Annotated in this window: 2 protein-coding genes; both read right to left on the bottom strand. The window is 48.2% G+C overall.

Features of this window, described 5'->3' with window-relative positions:
• A partial coding sequence (locus ACYVN4_RS45155; protein WP_460730494.1) for a hypothetical protein occupies positions 1–564 on the bottom strand: 564 nt, incomplete at its 3' end.
• A gap of 31 nt (positions 565–595) precedes the next feature.
• The coding region (locus tag ACYVN4_RS45160) for a hypothetical protein (RefSeq protein WP_460730496.1) at positions 596–940 on the bottom strand (345 nt) is incomplete at its 5' end.

The following is a 940-nucleotide window of genomic DNA, read 5'->3' on the forward strand; positions in this document are numbered from 1 at the left end:
ATCAACCGGGTTCTGTCCAAACTTCCACTTACCAGAAATCGTCTCGTCTTTATCCAAATAAGCCAAGTCCGATGGGAAGACCACTTGGTGATCAGCAATCGCCTTGTCCACGTACTCGATCGTCGCTAGTGACTGTGGATTCAACTGAATTGTCACGGACTGTTTCTGGCCGACCATCACAAAGATACTCATACCAAATTCAAACAACACTTTGTTGCCAAAATCTGGCATGTACTCAGGTTCCGCTGCTAAGGTCACAGCATACAGAAACTCGGCGTCTTTGCCCTCTTCTTTAGCATACAGACCAATAGCCGTAATGTTGTATCCCTTAGTTACCTTTTCATTGGTGTACAGCACCTTAGTCCCGGCAACCTGTTCGTCACCATCCGGCGTATTAAGCGAGCTAGTCAGCGTCCCTGTCTGCTTCTCATTAGGGAGCTTAGCCAGCCCCTTGACTCCAGCCTCAGTTAGCGTATCTGCTGTGGTAGCTGTCCGGGTGATGGTGAACTTAGATTGGCCTCGAAAAGCCCGCGTAGCCAACTCCAATCCTGCTGTGGTCAACACTGATTCATTATATTTTGACATCTTTTACCTCCTAACTAAAATTGACTGCCTGTGGCATGACTGCTGAATTGATACAGATACTAGCCGCCTGACCGAAGTACACCGGTAACCGGTTCTCTACGTCGTAACTAGTCCTGATATGCTGCTCCAGATTGCTTGGTGTGTAAACGTTCAACAGGTATTTTAGTCGTTCAACCTGTTCCGCTGTGATTACATGTGCTTCACTTAGCGTGTCAATTCGACTCTTCACCGAATCCACAACCACCATAGCCGGAATAGCAAACGAGGCGACCAGCTCCTTGAAGTACCAAATCGTAATCGGCCGTGGCGGTAACATCCGTACCAGAATGTCGTATCGACGGGATTCAACTGTGGC

The sequence above is a fragment of the Nocardia heshunensis genome, assembly GCF_054782115.1.